Source organism: Agrobacterium sp. SORGH_AS_0440, from assembly GCF_031453135.1.
GTDB classification, from domain to species: domain Bacteria; phylum Pseudomonadota; class Alphaproteobacteria; order Rhizobiales; family Rhizobiaceae; genus Agrobacterium; species Agrobacterium pusense.
The window spans coordinates 2001881-2027299 of sequence record NZ_JAVIYR010000002.1; the positions used below are offsets into that span (position 1 = coordinate 2001881).

Here is a 25419-nt window from a genome sequence, read left to right on the forward strand (position 1 = left end):
GTAAAAATGAAACATTCACAAGCCGTTCAGCACTTCCGTGCCATCATGCGGGCATAATGAGCCTCTATCTCCCGAAGCAGGCTTATGGAGTAGCCCGATGAAAAAGATAATTCTTTCCACGATTGCCGCGCTTGTTGCCACTGGCAGCATTTTCGCATCCTATGGCAGCGCCAGCGCGCAGGACTATCCCTACCGTCCGCGTTACGATCGGGGCTACGACCGTGGCGGCCCGCCGCCACCGCCCTATCGCGAACACCGTCGCCACAATGATGGCGCAGCCATTGCCGGAGGCCTCGCCGCAGGCGTCATCGGTGGCCTGATCGGCGGCGCCATCGCCAATAATAGCGGCCCCCGTTATTACGAACCGCCACCGCCGCCGCCGCGCTGCTGGTTTGAAGACCGGCGGGTTCCGAATTCCTATGACGGCGGCTGGCACACCGAAAGCATGCGGGTCTGCAACTGATGTCCGATCCTGCGGCCTGGTTTGCTTCAAATGGCAAGCCGGGCTGCTTTCAGCGAATGAGATGGCGGGATACGATTTTCATCCCCACCACGCGCTCTCACCGATACTGCGTGCGGCGCGACAGCACCCCTGCGATCAGCACAGAAAATCAACAACCATCTGATAAAAAAAAGAAAAATGGTGGGCCTGGAGAGACTCGAACTCCCAACCAAGCGGTTATGAGCCGCCGGCTCTAACCATTGAGCTACAGGCCCCTTCGGAAAACGCTATCCGAAACACCGGTTTCGCAATGGTTCGAATCCGGTGGTCACGCTCTAACGCAATTTTTACAGCCCGACAAGCCATTGATGCTTTCGCTAAACAGTGCCGCCGTATTAGCTACACAATCTAAGGCAATACCCGTTCAAGGGACTCAATCAACGAGGAAACACCATGAAGACAAAATCGGCCCGCCTTTTTGCACTTACCGCAATGACAGCAGCAGCCATGATGCCGCTCTCCGGCCAGTTGCTCGCGCAGGAGGCCACCCCGCGTGAAGCCACAATCAGCGTTTCCGGCGAAGGCCAGGCGGCCATCGCTCCTGATATGGCAATCCTGTCGTTCAGCGTCGTCAAGCAGGCAGAAACCGCGGCGGCCGCTCTTTCGGAAAATTCAAAGGCGCTGGCCGATGTTCTGAAGGCACTGAAGGAGGCGGCGATCGAGGATCGTGACCTGCAGACCAGCAACTTCTCGGTGCAGCCGCTTTACAAGCATTATGAGCCAAAGGACGGCGTCTATGTCGCTCCCGAAATCACCGGTTACCAGGTATCCAACGGCCTGACCGTTCGGGTGCGGGATCTGAAGAAACTCGGCGCGATCCTCGATACATCCGTCAAGCTCGGCATCAACCAGGGTGGAGACATCAGCTTCACCAACGACAAGCCTGAAGCCACCGTCACCGAGGCTCGCAAACAGGCCGTGGCCGACGCTCTTTCCAAGGCCAAGACCCTGACGGAAGCTGCTGGCGTAAAGCTCGGCCGCGTTATCCAGATCACCGAAAACACGCAGCGCCCGATGCCGGTGCCGCAGGCCATGATGCGCGCCTCCATGGCGAAGGAAGCGGACAGTGTCCCGATTGCCTCTGGTGAAAACAGCTACAGCGTTGTGGTCAACGTCACCTTCGCGCTCGAGCAGTAATCGGCAAGGGGCGGCTTTTGGGTCGCCCGCACCGGCTCAGCCTCCGCGATAGCACAGATAAAATGAAACGCCCCTCGCTACCGTGCAGGAAGCGAGGGGCGTTTTGTCCATCTGCCGGGACGGGGATGCCGGCAGATCGATCAGGATCGCTGCCTTTAGCGGCGGATCACAGGGCAGCCGCGCTCATTGGCGAATACGATGCGGTCACGGCCGTGGCGGTCAAAACCTGCAACGACGACGCGGCGCGGAGATACATCAACAACACGCGCGCGGCGAAGACCCATGCGGCTTGCCTTTTCTTCCGCAAGCCAGGGCGAGCAGCCACGGCGCGGGCGATCCGGGCGGCCCCAGCCGGGACGATGACCATAACCATCCTGAACCTGAACTCGGAACTGTACATCCGAGCCGGCCGAAGCAGCTGGAGCGGTGACGGAAATACCACCAAGGGCGATGAGGGCAGCCAGGCCGGCTTTTGCGAAGGTGCTGAACATGAACTCACTCCGTTTGTTTCTTTGACGGCGGGGGAACATCCCCCGGCGATTGACGAGACCCTAGACTCGTCCATCTGAATATCAGCAGAACCGAATGTTCAGCAGGCGTTCAGGGTGGTTAACGCGCACACCCCGATCAGGATCCGCACATCACGGCGAGATATGCAGCACGACTTCGCGCCGATGCGACTGATCGCGATGTTCGAAGAGATAAAGGCCCTGCCAGGTGCCAAGCACGAGCCTGCCATCCGTGATGGGAACGCCGATGGAAACCATTGTGAGCGCCGATTTGATGTGGGCGGGCATGTCGTCGGGCCCCTCCAGGGTGTGGACAACCCACCGCATGGAAGGATCGCTAGAAGGCGGGACGAGACGGGAGAAAAACTCCGTGAGATCGCGCCGGACGTCGGGATCGGCATTTTCCTGGATGAGCAGGGAACAGGACGTGTGCCGGACAAAGACTGTCAGCAAGCCTTCCGTTACCCCGGCCTGATTTACGAAGCCTTTTGCTTCAGAGGTAAACTCGTAAAGGCCCTGCCCGTGGGTAGAGATGATTATTTTCTTCTGCGGCACGTTTTTCTTTCAAATAGTCGGGAACAAAATCGGCGCTGCGAACGTTGCACCATGTCAAATTCTATCCGATGGCGATAGGTATAAGACGACAGGGCGATAACAGCCCATGACAGCAGAACGGAAAACCGCCACTGCAGTTGCATAAAACGGGGAAGGGTTGGCAATATAATAATGAATTATCCAGGCTATCCCTTCCACAGACGAACACGGCATTTACAGCGCAGGACTGACACAGGGTGCGAAAGACTTTCTCATGGCACCCACTGACTATCGTGTCGATCTGACCAATTGCGACCGCGAGCCCATCCATATCCCCGGCTATATTCAACCCCACGGCTGTCTCATCGCCTGCGATAACGCTTTGCGCATGGTGCTGCGGCATTCGGCAAATTGCTGCGACATTCTGGGTGTGGAAGGCGATATCAATGGCCGGACCGCCGAAGAGGTTCTGGGCAAGGACCTCGTACACAACCTCCGCAACGCGCTGACTGTAACCGGGAGGACAACGCGCCCGGCCATGTTGCCCGCAACGGAAATGGGCGATGGCAGAAGCTTCGACATTTCGCTTCACCGCTACAAATCCACCACGATCATCGAATTCGAACCGTCCCGCAGCGAAACCCAGCCCCTGGGCACCGCACGCAAGATGGTGGATCGCATTCGCGAGGCGGACAGCGTGGAAAGCCTCATCTCCAGAACGACCAGGCTGGTAAAGGCGACGCTTGGCTACGACCGGGTAATGATTTACCGCTTTGAGGAAGATGGAGCCGGCAAGGTCGTCTCGGAAGCAAAGCAACCGGAACTGGAAAGCTTCCTCGGCCAATATTTCCCCGCCAGCGACATACCCCAGCAGGCCCGCACGCTTTATCTCAAGAACACGCTCCGGATCATCTCTGATGCCAGCGGCACACGAATTCCCGTGTTGCCCGCCCTCGATATCTCCGGCGAACCGCTCGACCTCTCTTTCGCGCATCTGCGCAGCGTCTCTCCCATCCATTGCGAGTATCTTCGAAATATGGGCGTCGCCGCGTCCATGTCGATTTCGGTGATTGTCGATGGCGCCCTCTGGGGTCTGATCGCCTGTCACCATTATTCCCCGCGCGTCCTGACCATGCCGGTGAGGATTGCCGCTGAAATGTTTGGAGAATTCTTCTCCATGCATTTGCAGGTCCTCAAGCAGAAACGTCGGCTGGACACCGTCAACCATGCCCATGCCGCGCTCGATCGCTTCCTGCGGCTCGCCGCGCACCACGCCAATATCGAAGAACTGCTGATCGACAGTTTTCAGGATTTTGCCGATCTGATGCCGTGTGATGGTGTAGGTCTCTGGGTAGACAACAACTGGCACGGCCATGGCGCAACGCCACCGCATGACGCCATTCCAAGGCTCGCGCGTTTCGTCGCCTCGGCTTCGGAAGGCAGGGTCTGGGCGACCCATGCGCTGTCGCAGGCGATACCTGAGGCGGAAATCTACGCCGACACGGCAGCTGGAATGCTCGCCATCCCACTTTCTCAGGTGAAACAGGACTATCTCCTGTTTTTCCGCAAAGAGATCGTGCAAAATCTGAACTGGGCCGGCAATCCGGAAAAATCTTATGAAACCGGCCCGATGGGGGACCGTCTCACACCACGCAAGAGTTTCGCGATCTGGAAAGAGACGGTGCATCAGAGGGCGCAGCCCTGGTCGGAAGATGACCGGGAAATAGCAGAAGCCGCCAGAATTGCGCTGGTCGAGGTCGCCTTCCATCACAGCGAGCTAATGGCCGGCGAAAGGGAACGCGCCGAAGTGCGGCAGCGCATGTTGAACGAGGAGCTCAACCACCGCGTCAAGAATGTTCTCGCCATCATCAAATCGCTGGTCGGCAATCCCTCACAGGAAGGCAAGACCCTGCAGGAATATGTGGCTGCCCTGAAGGGCCGTATTCAAGCCTTGTCCTTTGCCCATGATCAGATCATCCGAGGCGAAGGCGGCGGCGCGCTGCGCGATCTTCTCGACGCGGAATTGTCGCCGCATCGTTCCCCGGAAAGGACGGTGAAACTCGAAGGTCCCCACGTCACACTTGATTCGCGCGCCTTCTCCGTCATGGCGCTCGTTCTGCACGAACTGGCGACGAACGCCGCCAAATACGGCGCGCTTTCGCAGAACGGTGGGCAATTGCATGTGCGCTGGTGGGTCAACGAAAACCGCGATTGCGAAATCGAGTGGCGGGAAGTGCTGACCACCAAACTGCCGACGCCATCCCGCGCCGGCTTCGGCACGGCGCTGATCAGCCGCAGCATTCCTTACGATCTCGGCGGACGCAGTACGTTGCGCTATTTGCCCGATGGATTGGAGGCAGAAATTATGCTGCCCTTCCGTCATGTCTCGTCGGCCACCGAAAGTGTCGAAGTACCCACAGAAAATGAGCCCGCGCGGCAATCCAGCCGCTATAACCGGGAGGAGCCGTTGAAAATATTACTCGTCGAAGATCAGATGCTGATCGCCATGGACGTCGAAAACATGCTCGAGGATAACGGCATCAAAACCATCGAAACGGCGACTTCGTCTGCGATGGCAATTGAAAAGCTGAAAAGCTATGTGCCTGACGTGGCAATTCTTGACATCAATCTCGGTTCGGACACCTCCATTCCCGTCGCCCGGGAACTTCACCGCCGTGGCATCCCGTTCATGTTCGCTACCGGCTACGCCGATGGCAGCATGGTGCCGGATGAATTCGGCGCTGTTCCGGTGATCAGGAAGCCCTATGATGAGGACGCGCTGATGGCCGGGATTGGGGTTTTGGTGGGCGATACGGAGCGCGTTTGAGCGACAAGTGACAAACGTCAACCGAGGTTTTCCGTGCGTTTGGGGGCGGATCATTTTTAATTCGACGACCGATCTGCTACCGACCGGTGAAACCCCGTTTCCTTGCTTCAGCTGGCGTGATGACGTCCCCCATCTTAATTCTGAAGGCCGTCACTGCATAGTTATTGACATCCACCTCGCATTGAAACGTGACATCGCGCCAGACGTCTCCGACGTTGAATGCGCCGCCAGTAGCGTCAAGAACATTGCCCGATATACGTCCGCCCGTGTCGGAAAAGCCATACATGCCACGGGTATCAGCGTAAACCTGTCTTATTTGGGCCAGTGCTTCCGCTTGGCAAAGCTGCACGATACGACGCCGCGGCGGTAGATCGCCAAACATCTGCCGTCTCTGCGCCAGTGTCAGTAGAGCCGATGAAAGCAAACTCTTAGCCGCAGGAAGTTTCGCGGGCTTGTTTTCCATTGCCTCAGAAGGCTTTTCCTCAGGCGGCTTTGGTTGCGGTACTGGCGGCTGCTCCGGTGACGTTTCTTCTTTCATCGGCGCAACCGCGATCTCTCCTTGCTCGGCGGAAGCTTTGAGGTCGCTGTTGGCGGCGGCGGGCGCAGGCTTTTCCTCGGCCGCTTTCTCGGGCTCGCGCGGCGGTTCTGCGGATGGCTGTGTCTTTTCCGCTTCTTCAGTCTTGCCGGCCTTGTCCTCAGGGTCTGCCTGCGCCTCGTCCGGCCGGATGGCGATGGAAGGCAACGTCGCCGGCGGTTGCGGCACCGGTTTCGCTTCTTCAGCCGGTGGCGCGGGAGGTGGTGGCGGAGGTTGCGGTTTTTCCTCTTTCGCCTTCTCCTCACCGGGCGGCGGGGCCTCTTCTGCCTTTTTTTCCTCAGGCGGTGGCACCAGATCGACGCTGATGCTTTCCGGTTCCTGCGGCTCGGCTACACGCTCCGGCAATTCGAAAAGGAAAATCGCCACGACGACAAGATGCAGAAGAACGGAGACGGGCATAGCCCATCCCTTCCACCGCCACCTGCCTGCCGAAACCTGTTGCATCTTACCGAACCAAATCGAACCCGGACATATCCAGCGGAAGCGGATCGCCTGCCTCACACATAAGGCTTGTCGCAGAGTTCGCCAGTGCGGAAAACAAAAAACCCGGCCAGAGCTGACTGACCGGGTTCAATTTTAAAGGAAGCAAAAGCTTAGCTGTCGAGGAAGCTGCGGAGCTTTCTCGAGCGGCTTGGGTGCTTGAGCTTGCGCAGCGCCTTCGCCTCGATCTGGCGAATACGTTCGCGCGTAACCGAGAACTGCTGGCCGACCTCTTCCAGCGTATGGTCAGTGTTCATGCCGATGCCGAAGCGCATGCGCAGAACACGTTCCTCACGCGGTGTCAGCGAGGCCAATACGCGGGTGGTCGTTTCGCGCAGGTTCGCCTGAATGGCGGCGTCGATCGGCAGCAGCGCGTTCTTGTCCTCGATGAAGTCACCGAGATGCGAATCCTCTTCGTCACCCACGGGGGTTTCGAGCGAGATCGGCTCCTTGGCGATCTTCAGAACCTTGCGCACCTTTTCCAGCGGCATGGCCAGCTTTTCGGCCAGCTCTTCCGGGGTCGGCTCGCGGCCAATCTCGTGCAGCATCTGGCGCGAGGTGCGAACGATCTTGTTGATCGTTTCGATCATGTGCACCGGAATACGGATCGTGCGGGCCTGGTCAGCAATCGAGCGGGTGATCGCCTGTCTGATCCACCATGTCGCATAGGTCGAGAACTTGTAACCGCGACGGTATTCAAACTTGTCCACCGCCTTCATCAGGCCGATATTGCCTTCCTGAATGAGATCGAGGAACTGCAGACCACGATTCGTGTACTTCTTCGCAATCGAGATCACGAGACGCAGGTTGGCCTCGACCATCTCCTTCTTGGCGATGCGCGCTTCGCGCTCACCCTTCTGCACCATCGAAACGATGCGACGGAATTCGGCGATGGAAATGCCGGTTTCCGTGGAGAGGTTCTGGATCTCCTGGCGGATTTCCCGGATCGTGTTGCTTTCTTCGCGCGCGAATTCCTTCCAGCCGCGGGCGGCCAGATTGGCGATCGACTTCATCCAGTTCGGATCGAGTTCCGCACCGTGATACTGCTCGAGGAAGCTGTCGCGCTTGACGCCATAGGATTCCGCAAGGCGCAGCAGCCGGCCTTCGTTCTGCATCAGACGCTTGGAAATGTCGTAGAGCTGCTCGACAAGGCTGTCGATGCGGTTCTGGTTCAGCGAAAGCGACTTCACGGCCGTGATCAGCTGATCCTTCAATTCCTTGTAACGGCGCTCCTGGCCGGAAGAAAGCGTACCGGTGCAGGCCAGACGCGCTTCCACCTGCTGATCCTGAAGCTTGCGCAGCTTCTTGTAGGTGTCGGCAATGGTGTCGAGCGTTTCCATGACCTGCGGACGCAGTTCGGCTTCCATCGCGGCAAGGGAAAGATTGGACTCGTCGTCGTCCTCTTCTTCCTCTTCCGGCGGCAGGCCGTCACCACCAACATCGGTGACATCCTCGTCACCGGTCGGAGCACGCAGCTTGCGGGTCTTTTCCTTTTCTTCGGCGGCCTTGCGGTCGGCCTCGATCTTTTCCGGGCTCTGGAACTGCGGCGCAGCCTTGGCTTCCGGGCCGGAATAGGTCGTTTCGAGATCGATGATCTCGCGCAGCAGCGTGGTGCCTTCGTTGAGTTCGTCGCGCCAGATGATCAGCGCCTGGAACGTCAGCGGGCTTTCGCACAGGCCCGAAATCATCGTCTCGCGGCCAGCCTCGATGCGCTTGGCGATGGCGATTTCGCCTTCGCGCGACAGAAGCTCGACAGAACCCATCTCGCGCAGATACATGCGCACGGGGTCGTCGGTGCGGTCGGTTGGTTCTTTCTTCTTGGCGGTCGCAAGCGCGGTGCCGCTGGAAGGCGCAAGTTCGCCACCCTCGGAATCGTCACCATCGGAATCGCCGTCGTCATCGCCACCGGCGGCTTCCTCGGCATCCTCGTCCTCGATCACGTTGATGCCCATGTCGGACAGCATCGCCATCGTGTCTTCGATCTGCTCGGAGGTCACCTCTTCGGACGGCAGGACGGAATTCAGCTCGTCCATCGTCACATAGCCGCGCTTCTTGGCGGCCTTGATCATTTTCTTGACCGCGTCATCCGAAAGGTCGAGAAGCGGGCCGTCCGTCGCACCGTCGCGTTCGTTTTCTGCTTCTTCGTTTTCTTTGACTTTGGTTGCCATCTATCTCGTCGCTTTCCCTGACGCTAACACCTGTTCCGCCGCATCGCCGTCCGCCCCTTGAGCATCCGGCGCATTGCCGCGAATCACTGTCAGACACCTAACGGAGTGATCTTTAATTGCCGATTAACCACGGCAGCCTCAGGCAGAATGCAAGGACAGTGCACCCGGAAATGCTTGCTCATGCAATTTCTATCCGCCAAGGCTCATTCCACCTTACTTTTCCTGAATTGGTGATTCCCGCTATTTCCCGCCCCGTCAAGCCTTTGAAGGCGAGACAGCCACGGAAATTCTTAAAAAGAGCCGCATTTTGCGAATTATCACCAGACTATCCCCTATTTAGGACGCCTGCCGCAAAAGGCAACCCCACACACCTTTCAATTCTTGCCGCGACGATCATCCATGACCGACGGCCGGTCCCTTCACCCGGCCGGACATGACCCCGAAACCATCGATGATGGCCTCCTGATTTTCCATTCGGCCGATCTCCAGCTGAACCTCGGCAAGCGCGCGCACCAGAAGGGTCCCGCGCTCATCATCCGTCGCCTCGGCAATTTCGCGCTCCAGCTCCTTTTTCTGCCAGAGGAGCGACTTTGTCCTTTTGTGCAGGGAAAGCGCCTGCACGTAACCTTCCCGTGCATCCTCCATCGCCGCCTCGCCGGTCGCCGTCCACAGACGGGCATTGCGCACCTGCTGATCCATGGTTTTCAGCAGCACGTCGAAGCCCTGCTGCGACAGGCGCTCGATCAGCCCCGCCCGCGATATCGCAGCCGCATTTTCGGCCGCGTAGGTCAGAACCGTAGACCACAGGCGTTGCAGGTCACGGTTCTCATAGTCGATCGCGGCGATCTCGTCATATTCCTCGAGAAGCAGTTCGGGATGGTTGACGATGGTGATGGCCAGAACGCTCTCCCGAAGCGACGGCTTGGTCTGATAACCCCTGACGAGGCCGGATTGCGCCAACCGTTCAGAAATACTGCTGGCAGATGTCGCCATAGCCCCACCCCGGCCCGGTGCGTTGCGCTGAAAGCCACGCCCCGGCGCCTGTGCGCCATTGCGGCGGAAATTGCCACCCTGCTGCCCGCTTGCCTGAAAGCGCGGCTGGAAGAAGGCATTCAGCCTGTCACGCATGTCCTGTTGATAGAAGCGCCGCACCGTCTCGTCACCAATAACGGCCACGATCTGCCGCAGGCGGCTCTCAAGCTGGGCACGCTTTTCCGGCGTATCGAAAGTAACGCCTGAGGTCTCGCGGCTCCAGATCATCGCGGCCAGCGGCTTTGCCTCGGAAAGAACGCGGTCGAAAGGCGCCCTACCCTCCAGACGCACGAGATCATCCGGATCCTTGCCGTCGGGCAGAAGCGCGAAGCTGACGGAGCGATCCGGCTTGATATGTGGCAAGGCGAGATCAGCGGCACGGTTGGCGGCGCGAATGCCGGCGCCGTCGCCATCGAAGCAGAGGATCGGCTGCGGCGACATCTTCCAGAGCAGATCGAGCTGGCTTTCGGTCAAGGCAGTGCCGAGCGGTGCGACGGCATTTTCGACGCCCGCCTGATAAAGCGCGATGACATCCATATACCCTTCGACTGCAATGACCGTGCCGCCCGCCGCCTGTGCGGCCCGACGTGCACGGGCGAAATTATAGAGAACATTGCCCTTGTGAAAGAGCTCGGTCTCGTTGGAATTGAGATATTTCGCCACCGCATCCGAAGCCATGGCGCGGCCGCCGAAGGCAATCACCTTTTCCCGCGAGGACAGGATCGGGAACATGATGCGGTCGCGAAAACGGTCATAGGAAACCGGCACGTTTTCATGGACCACCAGCCCGCAGGCTTCCATCTGCTCCTTGGAAACACCCTTGCTTGCAAGATGCTCCTTCAGCGCGTTGCGACTATCAGGCGCATAACCCAGCCGAAAAGTCTCGATGGTACGCCCGGTCAGCCCGCGATCGCGCAGATAAGCCCGAGCCCGAGCGCCGAGCGCCGTTTGCAGCTGATCCTGAAAGAACAGCGTCGCCATTTCCATGACGTCCTGAAGAGAGGTGCGCTCACGCTCCCGCTTCTCCGCCTGCGGATCGGGCTGCGGCATGGAAATGCCGGCCATATCGGCGATCTGCTGCACGGCTTCCGGGAAACTTAAGCCCTCAAGCTCGGTCAGAAAGCGGAAATGATCGCCGGAAACGCCGCAACCAAAGCAATGATACCGCCCCTTGCGGTCCTCACAGTGAAAGCTCGGGCTTTTTTCGCCATGGAACGGGCAGCAGGCCCAATAATCCCCGCGCGGCGCATTGGTCTTCTTCTTGTCCCAGGACACACGTCTGCCGATCACATCGGAGATGTTCACGCGGTCGCGTATCTCATCAAGGAAAGAGTTGGAAAAGCGCATGGGTTACCTGTTCGAGGCCAGTCTTTCATATAAGCGCAGAATGGCGCCAGCACCAACCCTATGAACCAGTTCACAGCCACAATACCCGTTATTCACAGGGTGGCGCAAAAGCTGGCAAAGCCCTTTGCGCCTGCTTTAGGCAAATTTGTGGCGCTGCATCATCACTAAAAATTATGTTTTTGTAATTTGAGCAGTCCGTCCGCGCGATGTAAAAACACAGCCACAGCCAAAGCAACGAAATCGCAGAAATCTGCCGACGCCCGCAGGCACGTCCCCCGAAAAACGCCTGCGCTTGAGAGCATTCTGATCCGCCGGAATGCGTTTTCGTCGACAGAAAAAGGCAGGGCAGCCCACATCTGCCCTGCCTTTACTTTTTCGCTATACTTCTGGCTCCGGCGCGTTCCTATGCGCAAATGCGAAACCGGAAGATGGCGCCATTCCATTCAGGACGGTTCCAGTCCAGTTCGGAAACGCTGCCCTCAGCGGCACATTTCCGGATTGCTCCCTGCCAGAATACCAGCGCCGTCGTGTTTTTTCTGGCGACGGCAACTTCCCAGGCCCCCGGGTACCGATGAAAAAGTCTCTGTGCCGCAATCAGACCAAGCCCCTGTCCGCGATACTTTCGCACGATGAAAAACTCTCCGACGGAATATTCGGTCGGTAAGGCCGAGTGGCCCTTATCATTGATAAGTGCAAATCCAACAGGCTTATCGTCTATCTTAAACAGGAAAGCTGACCACCGGGGGCACTCAAAATACGGCGCGATCGGATAATCGGGAAATCTGCCATCTTGGCCAAGTTCACCTCGCGGCGTCCCAGCCCAAAATTCGGAGAAATCATGCGTGTATAATTGCATCATATTTTGAACAGCAGACATATCGGCTACCGATGCTGCATCGAGACTGAAATTCACGACCCACTCCGTTGTTAATATCCCACCAGCGAACAAGCCTTTGGATGTGACAAAACAAATGGGGCAAATGCGATCATACCACTTGTTTTGTTCGGACTGCCGGATTTTTATGCCGCAGCCGAGCGGGCTTTTACGCCGCCCTTGATACCTGCGCATGACAACATTTCGGTTCACCTGAGTGGGTCTCTGCGGACAAAAAAACAGGGCAGCCATGGCTGCCCTGCTTTTGGTTTTTCTGGAGCGGCAAACCTACTTCAGCAGATCCTTCACGACGCCAGAGGCCTTCGCAAAGTCGATCTGACCGGGATAACGTTCCTTCAGCGCATTCATGCATTTGCCCATGTCACGCAGGCCGGAAGCACCGGTTTCGGCGATGACGGCCTGGCAAAGTTCGCGCACCTTCTCGGCCGGAATTTCTTCCGGCATGAATTCCTTGATGATGACGATTTCTTCGCGCTCCTGAGCGGCAAGTTCGGGACGGCCCGCACCTTCATAGATGCTGGCGGATTCTTCCCGCTGCTTCACCATCTTGGTCAGAATCTGCATGATATCTTCATCGCTGACGGGGTCCTTGCCCACGCCGCGATTGGCGATATCGCGATCCTTGATGGCCGTCTGGATGAGACGCACGGTCGAGGTGCGGCGTGCATCACGGGCCTTCAATGCGTCCTTCAAAGCGTTTGCGAACGTGTCGCGCATCATTTTTCTTCTCCTTGGGAAAGCGCTTTCCGCAGCTTCTCGATACGGAAACTTTCCACCTCATTTTGCGAAACGACATAAACGAGCCGACACGCTCAAGCAAATCAAATGCATAAGACCTTGAAAATACGATGGTTTAATTCCACGTAAATCTTGGCCCTGCGGTTGACCGCTTGGGCTGCTTTCGTTATTTTCCGGCACCTGCACGAGATTTTAACGAAGGGTCGGAACGCGAGCTTTATCGCGCGCCCCTTTATGTCACGAAGCCTGCGACAAAAATGGCCCCTTACCCCCTGCCTTTCAAGAGGCGGGGTGCGAAGCGGCAGAAACGGAACGAGATGACCGAGACAGCGCCCTGGACTACCCGCAAACCGACCGCAATGCTTGTTCTTGCCGATGGCACGGTGATTGAAGGAACAGGCATAGGCGCAACCGGCAAGGTTCAGGCCGAGGTCTGCTTCAACACGGCGCTGACGGGTTACGAGGAAATCCTCACCGACCCCTCCTATCTCGGCCAGATCGTTACCTTCACCTTCCCGCATATCGGCAATGTCGGCACCAATGAAGAAGATATCGAAGACCTGACGCCCGCCGCCCGGCGCGGCGCCGTCGGCGTCATCTTCAAGGCCGACATCACCGACCCTTCGAACTTCCGCGCCGTCAAGCATCTGGATGCCTGGCTGAAGGCCCGCGGCGTCATCGGCCTCTGCGGCATAGACACCCGCGCCCTGACGGCATGGATCCGCGAAAACGGTGCCCCGAACGCGGTTATCGCCCATGATCCGAACGGCGTCTTCGACATCGAAGCGCTGAAGGCGGAAGCCAAGGCATGGAGCGGCCTCGTCGGCCTCGACCTCGCCATAGAAGCCACCTCCGGCCAGTCTTCCACCTGGGCTGAAACGCCGTGGGTCTGGAACAAGGGTTACGGCACGCTCGGCGAAGCCGATGCCAAGTATCACGTCGTCTGCGTCGATTTTGGCGTCAAGCGCAACATCCTGCGCCTGTTTGCCGGTCTCGATTGCAAGGTCACGGTCGTTCCGGCCCAGACTTCGGCTGAAGACATCATGGCGCTGAAGCCGGATGGCGTGTTCCTGTCTAACGGCCCCGGAGACCCAGCCGCGACGGGCGAATATGCCGTTCCCGTCATTCAGAACCTCATCAAGACCGACCTGCCGATCTTCGGCATCTGCCTCGGCCACCAGATGCTCGGCCTTGCGGTTGGCGCAAAGACCGAAAAGATGCATCAGGGCCACCATGGCGCGAACCATCCGGTCAAGGACTTCACGACCGGCAAGGTGGAAATCGTTTCGATGAACCACGGCTTTGCGGTGGATACCAAGTCGCTGCCCGAGGGCGTCGAAGAGACCCACATCTCGCTGTTCGACGGTACCAATTGCGGCCTGCGCATCACCGGCAAGCCGGTCTTCTCCGTCCAGCACCACCCGGAAGCATCGCCGGGCCCGCAGGACAGCCACTATCTCTTCCGCCGCTTCGTCAACCTGCTGCGTGAAAAGAAGGGTGAGGCAGCGCTCGCCGAGCGCTGATACTTTTCCAATCCGGACGTTACATACGGCCCGCTTCTCAGCGGGCCGTTTTCATTTCACGCTTCACAAGCAGCACGAAGCGGATGGTGAGAAGAACGGCGGCTGTCGAAAGACCGATCACAAAGCCGAACCAGACACCGCGCCCGCCGAAACCGAGCGGAAAAGCCATGGTCCAGGCAAGCGCCAGGCCGATCGGCCAATAGGAGATCAACGCCAGCATCGCCGGTATGCGGGCGTCCTTCAACCCGCGCAGCAGGCCTGCCGTGACCGCCTGAATGCCATCGACAAGCTGGAAGATGCCGGCAATCACCACGAGGCTGCTGGCATAAGCGAGCACCTCGGCGGCCTCAGGCAATTTCGGATCGAGGAACCACTTCGCCAGAAATTCCGGCACCGCCGCAAACAGGATGCCACCGCACAGGGCGATGCCGCAGGCGATGGCGTAAATCATGATGGAAGCGCGGATGAGGTTCTTGAAGTCCCCCTGGCCCCGCGCCACGCCGACGCGAACGGTCGCAGCCTGCGAAAGGCCGAGCGGGATCATGAAGGCGATGGAAGCGAGCTGCAGGGCAATGCCGTGCGCCGCGAGCTGTACCGTGCCGATCTGCCCCATCAGGATCGAGGCGGCAGCAAACAGGGTCACCTCGGCAAGAATGGTGATGCTGATCGGCAGGCCAAGACGCAGCACTTCAAAAAGCGCATGCCAGTCTGGCCGCCAGAAGCGCACGAACAGCTCGTATTTCTTCGTTTCCTCGCGCGTCTGCACATACGCCACGATGAAGATGAAGCTGAAGGCGTTGACGATGACCGCAACCACGGCCGCGCCATTCATGCCCATGGCCGGCAGCCCGAAATGTCCGAAAACCAGCGCGTAAGCCAGTATGCCATTCATGACAAGCATGATGATGGTGGCATAAAGAATGATGCCTGCCCGGCCGATGGCGCTGACAAGGCCGCGCAGCACATAAAACAACAATGCCGGCAGCAGGCCGAACTTGGCGATGGCGAGATAATGGCCTGTCAGCGACGCAACATCTGGGTTCTGCCCAAGCGCAACCAGGATGCGCTCGGCATTCATGAAGATCGGCAGCGTCAGAAGCCAGTACGCGATCGCCACCCACATGCCCATGCGCAACGAGCGGCGCGCAGATGTCGCATCGCCCTGCCCGTAAGCCTGCGCCACCATGGGCACAACGGCGACCGAGAAGCCTGTACCAAAAATAAAAACGACAAAAAAGAACTGCCCGGCCAGCACCATCGCCGCCAGCTTCTCGGCCCCCAGCTGACCGACGATCACCATATCGGTGGTATGGATGCCAAGCTGCGCGAGCTGCGCGCCAATAAGAGGGATTCCGAGAACAAGCGTAGCCTTGAAATGCGAAAACCACGACCCCGATCCGGACGGAACGGTTCCTGCAACAACCGACGAAGACATTGTAATTCACCCGAACATTGGCCGTTGCCCGCGATTTGCGCAACGGCAGCACGAGGATGAATAAAATAATCGCTGTCTGCATGCAACCGGCAGCAGTGCATGGTTAAAAATTACGCAGTTCTGAAAAGGCTCGACAAATTCGCAATACGAGCCCTCACCAAACACAAGTTTAGTCGAATTTTACCATTCGCCGTTATCCATTAGAACATCGAATAGTTCTTCTAAAATCATAAGCTGCATGACGCAGAATATTCCCGCCTTCGAGGCATGTTTCCCCAACCATTGTTCAAGATGACCTTATCGGTGCATCGGGCTTCAAGGATCTGTAGCTTGCCAAAGAAAACCAATCTTATGACGCGCATTCTGGTTGCCGCGTCATCTCTTGTCGTCGCCGCCTTTGCGGGCTTCTCGTATTATATCGACAGCCTTCAGCATCGGGTCACCACCGAAGCGGTGGCGGAAAATATCGATTCTTCCGGCAAGCAGGCCGCCCAGAGCATCGCGAATTGGCTGAATGGCCGCATCATGCTGACGGAAACCGTGGCAAAGACGCTTGCCAAGCTTCCCGAGGACGGTGCGAAGCTGCAGTTTCTGGAGAATGAGGTGCTGACCGCGCAATTCATGTCCACCTATTTTGGCAATGCGGAAACCGGCACCTTCACCACCTTCCCGAAGACACCGCTGCCGGAAGGTTACGATCCACGCAAACGCCCGTGGTACCTGGATGCGGTGAAAGCCGGCAAGACGGTGCTGACCGAGCCTTATAACGACGCCTCGACCGGCGGGCTCATCATCACGGCCGCCATTCCCGTCTCCGTCAACGGCAAGCTTGCCGGTGTGACAGGCAGCGATTTCTCGCTCGACTCCCTGGTCAAGATGATCACGTCCGTGGATGCCGGGAAGGACGGGTATGCCTTCCTGGTCAGCAAGGATGGCAAGATTCTCATCCACCCCGATGCAAAATTCGTCGACAAACCGCTGACCGATCTCTTCAAAGTCGATACGCCGGTGATTTCTTCTGCAATTTCCCAGACGGAAATCGACGGCAAGGGCAAAATCACCAGTTTCATTCCCGTTGCCGGCCTGCCTTCGGTCGATTGGTATCTTGGCTTTGTTGTTGATTCCGATGTTGCCTATGGCGCCATCGGGCAGTTCCGCATGGCCGCCACCATCGCCACCATTCTCGCCGCCACGATCATGATCGGCCTGCTGGCGACCGTGCTCTCCCGCTTCATCGTTCGCCCGGTGACGCAGATGACCTCCGCCATGGAAGGCCTGGCTGCCGGCAATCTCGAAGTCGCCATTCCTGGCCAGGAACGCACCGATCAGATCGGCTCAATGGCTGCGGCCGTTGCCGTGTTCCGCTCGAACGCCATGGAACGCCTGCGGCTCGAAGGGGACGCCGAACAGAACCGCACACTTTCCGAACAGGAGCGTAACGAGCGGGAAAGACTGGCAGCAAAAGACGCGGCCGATATTCAGTTTGCAGTCGATTCACTGGCAAAGGGTCTTGCTCATCTCTCCAACGGCGATCTCAATTATCGTATCGATACACCGTTTGTGTCCCGCATCGATCGCCTGCGCGACGACTTCAACAATTCCGTTGCGAAGCTGAATGCTGCGCTGAGCACCGTCGGACAGAACGCGCTTGCGATCGATGCCGGTGCCGGCGAAATCCGCCAGTCAGCCGACGATCTGGCGCGACGCACCGAACAGCAGGCAGCCTCCGTGGAAGAAACGGCGGCGGCGCTTGAGGAAATCACCACGACTGTCAAGGATTCCGCCCGCCGTGCGGAAGAAGTCGGCCGCTTGGTCGACCGCGCCCGCGGCAATGCCGAACAGTCCGGCGTCATCGTGGAAAATGCCGTGCGCGCCATGGAAGGCATCGAAAAATCATCGTCAGAGATCAGCAACATCATCGGCGTGATCGACGAGATCGCCTTCCAGACCAACCTGCTCGCGCTGAATGCCGGTGTTGAAGCCGCCCGCGCCGGTGAGGCCGGCAAGGGCTTTGCGGTTGTCGCCCAGGAAGTCCGTGAACTTGCCCAGCGTTCCGCCAATGCGGCAAAGGAGATCAAGACGCTGATCAACGCCTCCACCTCGCAGGTGCAGTCCGGCGTCGAACTCGTCGGCAATGCCGGCAAGGCGCTGGAAACCATCGTCCGCGAAGTGCAGGAGATCAACCGCCACATCGACGCGATCGTCACCGCATCGCGCGAACAGTCGACCGGCCTCCAGGAAATCAACACCGCCATCAACACCATCGATCAGGGCACGCAGCAGAATGCCGCCATGGTCGAGGAGCAGACGGCAGCAAGTCATGGCCTCGCCTCGGAAGCGGCGGCGCTGAATGAGTTGCTAGCGCAGTTCCAGCTCGCCACGGCTACGCGGCGGCAGGCGGAATATGGGCGGGCTGCTTAAGGGAGAATGGATATTGGCCGATCGTTATAGCACCGGATCATGGCCAACCATCACCACGCTCGAAGTCATCCTCGGGCTTGTCCCGAGGATCCAACCACGTCTCGTGTAAAACATACGTCGCAGATGCTCGGGACACGCCCGAGCATGACGGAGGTGAAATCTTACGCCTTTCTCACCTCATGGCCGGAGCGATCCGGCCATTTTTTTGTCCACCCTCCTAATAGTCGGTTCCCGCCATTCACACGATCCGCTAGAGCTTGATCGATCATGATCATGCGGAGGGATTCATGCTGGAACTGATTTGGCGCGGCATTGCCATGGGCATTGGCGGCACCGTGTTTATGGACATATGGGCAATCATACTGCACCGGTTTTTCGGCCAGTCCGCCCCGAACTGGGCGCCGGTCGGCCGCTGGTTCTGGCATGTGCCGAAAGGCAGGATATTTCACGACAGCATCGCCACGGCTGAACCCTACGAGCATGAACTGGCGCTCGGCTGGATTTCGCATTACGCCGTCGGGATTCTCTATGGTGTCATTCTTGCCCTGGTGGTCCCGCCCGCCTGGTTTGCAAACCCGTCCTTCATAGCGCCGTGGGTCGTCGGCATCATAACGGTGGGCGCAGGCTGGTTCCTGCTGCAGCCGGGTCTCGGCATTGGCTGGGCTGCATCGAAGACACCGAACCCAACGAAGGTTCGCGTCCTCAACCTCGTGGCCCATACCATCTTCGCCCTCGGCATGTATGTCGTGGCGCTCTTGATGCGCTAAACGAAAAGGGGGCTGAAAAGCCCCCTCTCCTCAGATATTCGCCGAGAAAGTATCGCAGTCCTCGACCCGGCCGCTCTGGAAGCCGCGCTTAAACCATTCCATGCGCTGCGCCGAGGTGCCGTGGTTGAAGCTATCGGGCACCACATAGCCTTGAGTCTGCTTCTGCAGCGTATCGTCGCCGATCTGGTGGGCGGCGTTCAGGGCTTCCTCAAGGTCGCCGGTCTCAAGAATGCCCTTCTGTTCGGTAAACTTGCCCCAGATGCCCGCATAACAATCCGCCTGAAGCTCCACACGCACCGACATCTTGTTGGCGTCCGTCTGGCTCATCGACTGACGGCGGCGGTTGAACTCAGGCAAAACGCCGGTCAGGTTCTGGATGTGGTGGCCGACCTCATGCGCAATCACGTAAGCCTGCGCGAAATCGCCAGCCGCGCCGAAACGCTGGTCCAGTTCCTTGAAGAAGCTGGTATCGAGATAGACCTTACGGTCGCCCGGGCAATAGAACGGACCGCTGGCAGCGGAAGCATAACCGCAGGCGGAAGACACCTGCCCGGAGAACAGAACCAGCGTCGGCTTCTGATAGGTTTCGCCTGCCGACTGGAAAATGCCGCTCCACGTATCCTCGGTCTCGGCAAGAACGGTGCGGACGAAGGCGGTCGTCTCGTCGGACGATTGCCCCTGTGGTCGCGTGCCGGACTGCTGGGTCCCCGATTGCGTCGTACCGCCGCCATCCATCGACAGATCGCCGCCGGTCAGCAGCGTCAGCGGGTTGATGCCGAGCACCCAGCTGATCAACAGAATGACCAGAAGACCGCCAATCCCGATACCGCCGCCGCGACGCCCGATTGGCACGCGCATCCCGCCTCGGGAAAAAGGATCACTCGGCCCCGCCGACATGCCGCGCCGATCCTCAATATTGTCCGACTGGCGGCGCCCTCTCCATTCCATGCTATTCTCCCGGCGACTATCGCCTCAACAAGCTGCCTTATAACGGCACTATAATACATCTTGTTCCGGAAGAAAGCAGAGGCGGTCAGCGGAGTCTTTCATGCGGCTCTGCGTCTTTGTTTCAGCACGGTCAGAAACAGGAAGGCAAAGACCAGAGCGCCGGCGGAAACGGCCACAAATCCCGCTCCGCCGCCACCGAAAGCAACCTTATTCATGAGGCGTCCGGGAACGAAGGTGAATCCTCCCGCAATAACGATGCCGCCCAGATAAACGCTCTGCATAATCCGCATATGGCGTCTGATATCGCCACGCCGGGCGAAGTAGATCGATTGCAGACAGCCATATATCGTGAAAGCGGAGAGGAGATGGATCGGGCTGAAACCGTAAAACATCCTCAATTCATGGATGAAGAAGGTTGAAATGGAAGTCGAAACCATCAGCATCACCCAGATCTTGCCGAGCAGCCGGTGGATGGCGGTTCCCTTGGGACGCAGGAAGATGAAGGCCCCGAGAATGGCTGCGGGCATGACGGTGGCGACATGGAATTGCACGGCGAGCGGTGCGTCTAACAGAGGCTGGAATGACATGGGTGCTGTTTCGGCTCGGTTGAAATCACCGGCAATTTCGGCGAAACATGCGGACAGGAAAAACGGATTGGCGCCATCAGCAGGAAAACTTCGTGGATCACCCGTATCTGCAGTCCACGCTTCGTGAAATGCACGCCGTTCTGCAATCGCGCAGGCTGTGGCTGACATTCCTCGCGGTGCTGGCGATCTTCATCGTGACCGGGCCCTTCGGAACGAGCGAAACCATGAGCTTCGCCGACCGGTTGCTTTACTGGACAATCATTCAGGCCGGCGCCTGGATATTTGCCATATCCTTTTCCATCATCGCCAACAGCATCCTTGCCGGCCGCATCGAAAATATGCTGGCGCGCATGATGATCGGCTCGCTGACGGCCGCCTTGCCGATCGGGCTCTTGCTTACCATCACAAACGGGGTCTTTTCAGGCAGGGAAATGGGTTTCGGCCCCTTTGTGCAGAGCAGCCTGTCCTCCCTGCCTCTCTGCGCCATCTTCTGCCTGCTGAGTTATCTCACCGCCTGCCAGTCGTTCGAGACGACGGCCAATGCCTCTAAGGTCAGAGACGAAGACATCAAACACGCTAAGGGCCTCGCACCGCTGCTGGAGCGGATTCCACCGCAAAAGCGTGGCGAACTGCTGCGGCTCTCAGTGCAGGACCATTATACCGAAATCGTCACCACGCGCGGGCGTCAACTCGTCCTCTTGCGTTTTGCCGATGCGCTGAAGGAGATTGGCGAGACGCAGGGCTTGCAGGTGCACCGCTCCCACTGGATTGCCGATACGGATGTCGTCGCGCTGCGTAAACAGACAGGCCGCCTGCTTCTCATGACAAGGGACGGTTCCGAGATCCCCGTCAGTCGCTCCTATGCTGCGGCGGTACAGGCCCGTTTTACCGCGCTTGCCCCTGCCCGTTAAGAGTTTCTGTCGATTCCGGAATTTATGGGGTTCCGTTCTCAAAAACATTTGCCTATAAGCCGCTTCTAGCCTGAAAACATTTGAATTGCGCTCCCCGGCCGGTGATCTTCCACCCTGGCCGGTGTTTTGCGCAACCGAAAAGCGGAACGAGAGAGCCCATGCCGAAGCGCCAAGATATCAAGTCCATCCTCATCATCGGCGCGGGACCGATCGTTATCGGTCAGGCATGTGAATTCGATTACTCCGGCACGCAGGCCTGTAAGGCGCTGAAGGAAGAAGGTTACCGGGTCATTCTGGTCAACTCCAACCCGGCGACGATCATGACCGATCCAGGTCTCGCGGACGCCACCTACGTCGAGCCGATCACCCCTGAGGTCGTGGCCAAGATCATTGCAAAGGAGCGTCCCGACGCGCTGCTGCCGACCATGGGCGGCCAGACCGCGCTCAACACCGCGCTTTCTCTCAAGCGCATGGGCGTTCTCGACCGCTACAATGTCGAAATGATCGGCGCGAAGCCCGAAGCCATCGACATGGCCGAAGACCGGGCCCTCTTCCGCGAAGCCATGGCCCGCATCGGCCTTGAAACCCCGCGCTCGATGCTCGCCAACGCCACTGAAATCAAGGATGCCGACCGCAAGAAGCATGAAGCTGCGCGGGCGGAGCTGAAGGGCAAGCTCTCCGGCCCCGAACTCGACAAGGCGCTGGACGACCTCGAAAACCAGTGGAACCTCGGCGAAACCGACCGCAAGCAGCGTTACATGGCCCACGCCATGGCCATTGCCGCCCAGGCCATCGATCATGTCGGCCTGCCCGCCATCATCCGCCCGTCGTTTACGCTGGGCGGCACGGGCGGCGGCATTGCCTATAACCGCTCGGAATTCTTCGACATCGTCTCCGGCGGCCTCGACGCCTCGCCGACGACGGAAGTTCTGGTCGAAGAATCGGTTCTGGGCTGGAAGGAATATGAGATGGAAGTGGTCCGCGACACCGCGGACAATTGCATCATCATCTGCTCCATCGAAAACATCGATCCGATGGGCGTCCACACCGGTGACTCCATCACTGTCGCGCCAGCCTTGACGCTGACCGACAAGGAATACCAGATCATGCGCAACGCCTCGATTGCGGTGCTGCGTGAGATCGGCGTGGAAACCGGCGGCTCCAACGTGCAGTTCGCCGTCAACCCGAAGGACGGCCGCCTCGTCGTCATCGAAATGAACCCGCGCGTGTCGCGCTCCTCTGCGCTGGCTTCCAAGGCAACCGGCTTCCCGATCGCCAAGATCGCCGCCAAACTGGCCATCGGCTACACGCTGGACGAACTCGAAAACGACATCACCGGCGGCGCCACCCCGGCATCGTTCGAACCATCGATTGACTACGTCGTCACCAAGATCCCGCGTTTCGCCTTCGAGAAGTTCCCGGGCGCGTCGCCGATCCTCACCACCGCGATGAAGTCGGTCGGTGAAGTCATGGCCATCGGCCGCACCTTTGCGGAATCCCTGCAGAAGGCGCTGCGCGGTCTCGAAACCGGCCTTACCGGTCTCGATGAAATCGAAATTCCCGGTTACGAAGAGGGCGAAGGCTCCAAGAACGCGATCCGTGCTGCCATCGGCACGCCGACGCCGGATCGCCTGCGCATGGTCGCCCAGGCGCTGCGCATGGGCATGACCGAAGAGGAAGTCCACGAGAACTCGAAGATCGACCCCTGGTTCATCGCCCAGTTCAAGGCCATCGTCGATACGGAAGCCCGCATCCGCGAGCACGGCCTGCCACAGGACGCCGAAAACCTGCGCATGCTGAAGGCCATGGGCTTCTCCGATGCCCGCCTCGCCAGCCTGACCTCCAAGCGTCCGAAGGAAGTGGCCGAACTGCGCAACAGCCTGAACGTCCGCCCGGTCTTCAAGCGCATCGACACCTGCGCCGCCGAATTCGCCTCGCCGACTGCCTACATGTATTCGACCTATGAAATGCCCTTCGTCGGCGCCGCCCGCTCTGAAGCGCAGGTCTCCGACCGCAAGAAGGTCGTCATCCTCGGCGGCGGCCCGAACCGTATCGGCCAGGGCATCGAGTTCGATTATTGCTGCTGCCACGCCGCCTTCGCGCTGAAGGATGCCGGCTTTGAAGCGATCATGATCAACTGCAACCCGGAAACGGTGTCCACCGACTACGACACTTCCGACCGCCTCTATTTCGAGCCGCTGACGGCCGAAGACGTGATCGAGATCATGCGCGCCGAACAGGAAAAGGGTGAACTCGTTGGCGTCATCGTGCAGTTCGGTGGCCAGACGCCGCTGAAGCTTGCAGAAGCGCTGGAAAAGAACGGTATCCCGATCCTCGGCACCGCGCCTGACATGATCGACCTTGCCGAAGACCGCGACCGCTTCCAGAAGCTCTTGATGAAGCTCGATCTCGCCCAGCCGAACAATGGCATCGCCTATTCGGTCGAGCAGGCCCGCCTTGTCGCTTCTGAAATCGGCTTCCCGCTGGTGGTTCGCCCGTCCTACGTTCTGGGTGGCCGCGCCATGCAGATCATCCATTCGGAAGGCCAGCTCCAGACCTACCTGCTCGACACGGTTCCGGGTCTCGTACCCGAGGACATCAAGCAGCGTTACCCGAACGACAAGACCGGCCAGATCAACACCCTGCTCGGCAAGAACCCGCTGCTGTTCGACAGCTACCTGACCAACGCCGTTGAAGTGGACGTCGACGCGCTGTGCGATGGCGAAAACGTCTTCGTATCCGGCATCATGGAGCACATCGAAGAGGCTGGCATCCACTCGGGCGACTCGGCCTGCTCGCTGCCTTCGCGTTCGCTCAGCAAGGAAACGCTCGACGAACTGGAGCGCCAGACGACGGCGCTTGCCAAGGCGCTCAAGGTTGGCGGCCTGATGAACGTTCAATACGCCATCAAGGACGGCACGATCTACGTTCTCGAAGTCAACCCGCGCGCCTCGCGTACCGTGCCTTTCGTCGCGAAAACAATCGGCGCGCCGATCGCCAAAATCGCCGCCCGCGTCATGGCGGGCGAGAAGCTCGATCCGGCGATTGCCGCTTACGGCGAGAAGCCTGATCCGCGTAACCTCAAGCACATTGCCGTCAAGGAAGCCGTCTTCCCCTTCGCGCGCTTCCCCGGCGTCGACATTCTGCTCGGACCGGAAATGCGCTCGACCGGTGAAGTCATCGGCCTCGACACTGATTTCGCGCTCGCCTTCGCCAAGAGCCAGCTCGGCGCCGGTGTTGACCTGCCGCGCTCCGGCGCGGTCTTCGTCTCGGTCCGTGATGAGGACAAGGAAGGCGTTCTGCCCGCCATCCGCATTCTCGTGGAAAGCGGCTTCAGAGTGCTGGCCACCGGCGGCACCCAGCGTTTCCTTGCCGAAAAAGGCATCAACGCCGAAAAGATCAACAAGGTGCAGGAAGGCCGTCCGCATATCGAGGACGCAATCCGCAACCGTCAGGTCCAGCTCGTCATCAACACCACCGACAGCAACAAGGCAATTTCAGACAGCAAGTCTCTGCGCCGCGCAACGTTGATGCAGAAGGTGCCCTATTACACGACGATGGCAGGTGCCGAAGCAGCCGCCCTCGCCATCAAGGCGCTGAAGGCCGGCAATCTGGAAGTGAAGCCGCTGCAGAGCTACTTCAACTAAGAGATCAGCAAGAAAGCCTGACGAACTGAATGAACGCCGCGAACCACCAGGTTGGCGGCGTTTCTCATTGCGTAATACACCTGCAATCCAACGCCGGTATCAAAAAAACATCATTTCCACCCGCAGGCCGATGACGATTTTTCCCTGTCCCGAGAATTCTCCGCCATCGCCGATCACCCAGTTCCTGAAGCCGCATCTGGAGTAAAAGCATGACTGGACGACCGCCCGGCCCGATGCGTGTAGCTTTCCCACTGCGCATCGAACCGGTGATTTTGAACGCTGTCCGCCAGACTGCGAGCGACGAGCTGCGCAGCATTAACGCGCAGATCGAAATTCTTCTGAAAGAAGCCCTCAGGCAGCGTGAGCGAGAGGTAGGCCATGACATGGGCCAAAAATCGAATGAGAGCGAATAGCAT

19 protein-coding genes and 1 tRNA gene are annotated in these 25419 nt (G+C 58.8%); 9 read left to right on the forward strand and 11 right to left on the reverse strand.

The features are described from left to right. The first annotated feature begins 97 nt into the window (after nt 1-97). Nucleotides 98-463 carry a hypothetical protein gene (locus tag QE453_RS19130; protein WP_004442874.1) on the forward strand — a complete coding sequence of 122 codons (366 nt, stop codon included), beginning with the start codon at nt 98-100 and terminating at the stop codon, nt 461-463. A gap of 178 nt (nt 464-641) precedes the next feature. Here the strand turns inward: QE453_RS19130 and QE453_RS19135 are convergent. Next, nucleotides 642-717: transfer RNA gene (locus tag QE453_RS19135), tRNA-Ile, on the reverse strand. Nucleotides 718-895: 178 nt separating this feature from the next. Here QE453_RS19135 and QE453_RS19140 point away from each other — a divergent pair. Next, on the forward strand, nt 896-1639 hold the full coding sequence (locus QE453_RS19140) for an SIMPL domain-containing protein (protein ID WP_022556640.1): 744 nt from the start codon (nt 896-898) through the stop codon (nt 1637-1639). Between the two features lie 155 nt (nt 1640-1794). On the opposite strand, the gene QE453_RS19145 is transcribed toward QE453_RS19140, so the two are convergent. After that, nucleotides 1795-2130 (reverse strand): hypothetical protein, encoded by a 336-nt coding sequence (locus tag QE453_RS19145; protein ID WP_004442876.1) that lies wholly within the window; start codon nt 2128-2130, stop codon nt 1795-1797. Nucleotides 2131-2280: 150 nt separating this feature from the next. Continuing rightward, nucleotides 2281-2703 (reverse strand): secondary thiamine-phosphate synthase enzyme YjbQ, encoded by a 423-nt coding sequence (locus QE453_RS19150; RefSeq protein WP_045531971.1) that lies wholly within the window; start codon nt 2701-2703, stop codon nt 2281-2283. A gap of 253 nt (nt 2704-2956) precedes the next feature. Between QE453_RS19150 and QE453_RS19155 the strand changes: the two genes are divergently transcribed. Further along, nucleotides 2957-5509, forward strand: coding sequence for an HWE histidine kinase domain-containing protein (locus QE453_RS19155; RefSeq protein ID WP_309777705.1), 2553 nt, complete (start codon nt 2957-2959; stop codon nt 5507-5509). Nucleotides 5510-5585: 76 nt separating this feature from the next. Here the strand turns inward: QE453_RS19155 and QE453_RS19160 are convergent, their stop codons facing one another. The 5 genes from QE453_RS19160 to QE453_RS19180 form a co-directional block, all read right to left on the reverse strand. Further along, nucleotides 5586-6503: a DUF930 domain-containing protein gene (locus QE453_RS19160; protein ID WP_309777711.1), complete on the reverse strand. Its 918-nt coding sequence runs from the start codon at nt 6501-6503 to the stop codon at nt 5586-5588. A gap of 194 nt (nt 6504-6697) precedes the next feature. Then, nucleotides 6698-8752, reverse strand: coding sequence for an RNA polymerase sigma factor RpoD (rpoD, locus tag QE453_RS19165; protein WP_004442883.1), 2055 nt, complete (start codon nt 8750-8752; stop codon nt 6698-6700). Nucleotides 8753-9145: 393 nt separating this feature from the next. Continuing rightward, nucleotides 9146-11131, reverse strand: coding sequence for a DNA primase (dnaG, locus tag QE453_RS19170; protein WP_269842348.1), 1986 nt, complete (start codon nt 11129-11131; stop codon nt 9146-9148). 403 nt (nt 11132-11534) lie between these two features. Continuing rightward, nucleotides 11535-12257: a GNAT family N-acetyltransferase gene (locus QE453_RS19175; protein WP_052114186.1), complete on the reverse strand. Its 723-nt coding sequence runs from the start codon at nt 12255-12257 to the stop codon at nt 11535-11537. A 36-nt stretch (nt 12258-12293) separates the two neighbouring features. Then, the gene (locus tag QE453_RS19180; RefSeq protein ID WP_004442886.1) at nt 12294-12743 is read right to left on the reverse strand and encodes a GatB/YqeY domain-containing protein; all 450 of its coding nucleotides are present in this window, start codon (nt 12741-12743) and stop codon (nt 12294-12296) included. A gap of 338 nt (nt 12744-13081) precedes the next feature. Between QE453_RS19180 and carA the strand changes: the two genes are divergently transcribed. Beyond that, nucleotides 13082-14287, forward strand: coding sequence for a glutamine-hydrolyzing carbamoyl-phosphate synthase small subunit (gene carA / locus QE453_RS19185; RefSeq protein WP_045531978.1), 1206 nt, complete (start codon nt 13082-13084; stop codon nt 14285-14287). Nucleotides 14288-14324: 37 nt separating this feature from the next. Here carA and QE453_RS19190 read toward each other — a convergent pair whose 3' ends face one another. After that, nucleotides 14325-15722, reverse strand: a complete 1398-nt coding sequence (locus QE453_RS19190; RefSeq protein WP_037089827.1) for an MATE family efflux transporter — start codon at nt 15720-15722, stop codon at nt 14325-14327. 330 nt (nt 15723-16052) lie between these two features. Here QE453_RS19190 and QE453_RS19195 point away from each other — a divergent pair, with 330 nt between their 5' ends. Beyond that, the gene (locus QE453_RS19195; RefSeq protein ID WP_279612380.1) at nt 16053-18143 is read left to right on the forward strand and encodes a methyl-accepting chemotaxis protein; all 2091 of its coding nucleotides are present in this window, start codon (nt 16053-16055) and stop codon (nt 18141-18143) included. Between the two features lie 287 nt (nt 18144-18430). Beyond that, nucleotides 18431-18910 (forward strand): DUF2938 domain-containing protein, encoded by a 480-nt coding sequence (locus QE453_RS19200; RefSeq protein WP_037089825.1) that lies wholly within the window; start codon nt 18431-18433, stop codon nt 18908-18910. A 30-nt stretch (nt 18911-18940) separates the two neighbouring features. On the opposite strand, the gene QE453_RS19205 is transcribed toward QE453_RS19200, so the two are convergent. Next, entirely contained in the window at nt 18941-19858 is a 918-nt protein-coding gene (locus tag QE453_RS19205; protein ID WP_004442894.1) for a neutral zinc metallopeptidase, read from the reverse strand. Nucleotides 19859-19956: 98 nt separating this feature from the next. Beyond that, nucleotides 19957-20445, reverse strand: a complete 489-nt coding sequence (locus QE453_RS19210) for a DUF2306 domain-containing protein (protein WP_174150195.1) — start codon at nt 20443-20445, stop codon at nt 19957-19959. Nucleotides 20446-20537: 92 nt separating this feature from the next. Between QE453_RS19210 and QE453_RS19215 the strand changes: the two genes are divergently transcribed. From QE453_RS19215 to QE453_RS19225, 3 genes are all read left to right on the forward strand, one after another. After that, the gene (locus QE453_RS19215) at nt 20538-21356 is read left to right on the forward strand and encodes a LytTR family DNA-binding domain-containing protein (protein ID WP_244455582.1); all 819 of its coding nucleotides are present in this window, start codon (nt 20538-20540) and stop codon (nt 21354-21356) included. Between the two features lie 158 nt (nt 21357-21514). Continuing rightward, the gene (gene carB, locus QE453_RS19220; protein ID WP_244455581.1) at nt 21515-25003 is read left to right on the forward strand and encodes a carbamoyl-phosphate synthase large subunit; all 3489 of its coding nucleotides are present in this window, start codon (nt 21515-21517) and stop codon (nt 25001-25003) included. A gap of 209 nt (nt 25004-25212) precedes the next feature. Next, complete coding sequence (locus QE453_RS19225) at nt 25213-25416, forward strand: hypothetical protein (RefSeq protein ID WP_006699640.1); 204 nt, start codon at nt 25213-25215, stop codon at nt 25414-25416. The last annotated feature ends 3 nt before the right edge of the window (nt 25417-25419 follow it).

Bases quoted from the DNA above. Each gene is read 5' to 3' on its own strand.
- QE453_RS19130 (WP_004442874.1), top strand. From the start codon at position 98: ATGAAAAAGATAATTCTTTCCACGATTGCCGCGCTTGTTGCCACTGGC.
- QE453_RS19140 (WP_022556640.1), top strand. From the start codon at position 896: ATGAAGACAAAATCGGCCCGCCTTTTTGCACTTACCGCAATGACAGCA.
- QE453_RS19145 (WP_004442876.1), bottom strand. From the start codon at position 2,130: ATGTTCAGCACCTTCGCAAAAGCCGGCCTGGCTGCCCTCATCGCCCTT.
- QE453_RS19155 (WP_309777705.1), top strand. From the start codon at position 2,957: ATGGCACCCACTGACTATCGTGTCGATCTGACCAATTGCGACCGCGAG.
- QE453_RS19160 (WP_309777711.1), bottom strand. From the start codon at position 6,503: ATGCCCGTCTCCGTTCTTCTGCATCTTGTCGTCGTGGCGATTTTCCTT.
- rpoD (WP_004442883.1), bottom strand. From the start codon at position 8,752: ATGGCAACCAAAGTCAAAGAAAACGAAGAAGCAGAAAACGAACGCGAC.
- dnaG (WP_269842348.1), bottom strand. From the start codon at position 11,131: ATGCGCTTTTCCAACTCTTTCCTTGATGAGATACGCGACCGCGTGAAC.
- QE453_RS19175 (WP_052114186.1), bottom strand. From the start codon at position 12,257: ATGGCTGCCCTGTTTTTTTGTCCGCAGAGACCCACTCAGGTGAACCGA.
- QE453_RS19180 (WP_004442886.1), bottom strand. From the start codon at position 12,743: ATGCGCGACACGTTCGCAAACGCTTTGAAGGACGCATTGAAGGCCCGT.
- carA (WP_045531978.1), top strand. From the start codon at position 13,082: ATGACCGAGACAGCGCCCTGGACTACCCGCAAACCGACCGCAATGCTT.
- QE453_RS19190 (WP_037089827.1), bottom strand. From the start codon at position 15,722: ATGTCTTCGTCGGTTGTTGCAGGAACCGTTCCGTCCGGATCGGGGTCG.
- QE453_RS19200 (WP_037089825.1), top strand. From the start codon at position 18,431: ATGCTGGAACTGATTTGGCGCGGCATTGCCATGGGCATTGGCGGCACC.
- QE453_RS19205 (WP_004442894.1), bottom strand. From the start codon at position 19,858: ATGGAATGGAGAGGGCGCCGCCAGTCGGACAATATTGAGGATCGGCGC.
- QE453_RS19210 (WP_174150195.1), bottom strand. From the start codon at position 20,445: ATGTCATTCCAGCCTCTGTTAGACGCACCGCTCGCCGTGCAATTCCAT.
- carB (WP_244455581.1), top strand. From the start codon at position 21,515: ATGCCGAAGCGCCAAGATATCAAGTCCATCCTCATCATCGGCGCGGGA.
- QE453_RS19225 (WP_006699640.1), top strand. From the start codon at position 25,213: ATGACTGGACGACCGCCCGGCCCGATGCGTGTAGCTTTCCCACTGCGC.